General features: G+C 46.2%; 1 protein-coding gene. It reads left to right on the forward strand.

The genetic code is table 11. The features are described 5' to 3' along the window. The first annotated feature begins 282 nt into the window (after positions 1 to 282). Complete coding sequence (locus tag IQ242_RS24825) at positions 283 to 1,107, forward strand: hypothetical protein (protein ID WP_193961789.1); 825 nt, start codon at positions 283 to 285, stop codon at positions 1,105 to 1,107. Positions 1,108 to 1,367 lie beyond the last annotated feature (260 nt).

Raw genomic sequence — 1,367 nt, forward strand, 5'->3', positions numbered from 1 at the left:
TGGAAGACTTGGGGACGATTTGCTTGAATACAGTGGAATGTACGATTAGGGAGGGAAGTTATCGTTTTTCTAAGATAACTCGACCGACCCAACTGCAACAAAAAGCGTTAGATTTATTGGGAGTTTCCCTGATTTGTACCCAGTAACGGGGCGGCGGAAATTCTTTTAATCCCTCCTACAGCATAGGTTATGGCTTTTTGTCAACGGGGAAGTCCAGATATTGACAATTTTTTTCTGAACTGGTAGGGTAAAAACGTCAAGTCTATAACAAAGGACAAATCTATGTCGTTGAAAATATTCAATACCACGTTGTTGGCAACAGCAACTGGCGCAGTAATCGCGTCAACTGCGGCAGCACTTCTGCCCGCCCCTGCCCAAGCAGCCTGCATCATAGATGCAGGCATGGATCCCTTCAGCACCTGTGGCTTTCTCCTCAAAGCTAGTAGTGTGATCCAAACGCCCTATATTTTTGGTCCCACAGCACCTGGCTACGTCGATACATTTTTCATCACATTCACTAATACTCCAACGAAAAGCACCCCTTTCCCTACTGTTTGGCCTCCAAGTGGGGGAACAGTGCCGCCTTTCCCTGCTAACTCGACTACTGTAAGGGACCAATTGTTCACATTTGACCCCGGTGATGCCCATTTTCAATCATACTATTACCCAAACTCCAATCTAACCGGGACTCCCGTAACTCCAACCTTTGACGGGACTTTCCGTATCCGAATCATTGATCGTGGTCCGTCGGACATGACTTTAGGTACTTTTGACATAGTAGTTGAGGATGCGACATTCAGTAATCCAAATATCAACGGAAACACCATTGGGGTAAGACTTAACCCTGACATTACGAAGCCTACCGTAGGGACAATAACTATCTCTGATATTGGCGGTGGCAAATATCAGGTCGTATCCGATGCTTTTATCTATCCTCAGCAGGTTATCAACGGCACACCCGAGGACGTTGCTAATACGGGAGCAACTAGCGCGCCACCGACCCCACCGGCTCCACCGACCCAAATACCAGAAGGCTCATCCGTATGGGGTTTATTGGCATTAGGGTCTCTTGGGGTGGTTTTAGCAGGGAAGCGGAGACTAAATTAGTCAACAGGGCTTGAGATTGACCGGGATTTGAACGCCTGTCTCAATCTAGAAGACGTGGCGGTAAGCTCTACTGTCAGTGTACTTGAAAAAACAGCTTAAGCTAATGTAGCACTAGCTAAAAGCTGTTTTTCCTTCATCGAAAATTTGGGTCTGAAACCCCGTCGTTCTACGACGGCTTTACTGTTAAATATTAGCACATTTACGAAATATATGCTAAAATGTGAGGTATGGAAAAGCTATCGCTACCGATTTTACCCCAC

The sequence above is a fragment of the Microcystis sp. LEGE 08355 genome, assembly GCF_015207185.1.
GTDB classification, from domain to species: domain Bacteria; phylum Cyanobacteriota; class Cyanobacteriia; order Cyanobacteriales; family Microcystaceae; genus Microcystis; species Microcystis panniformis.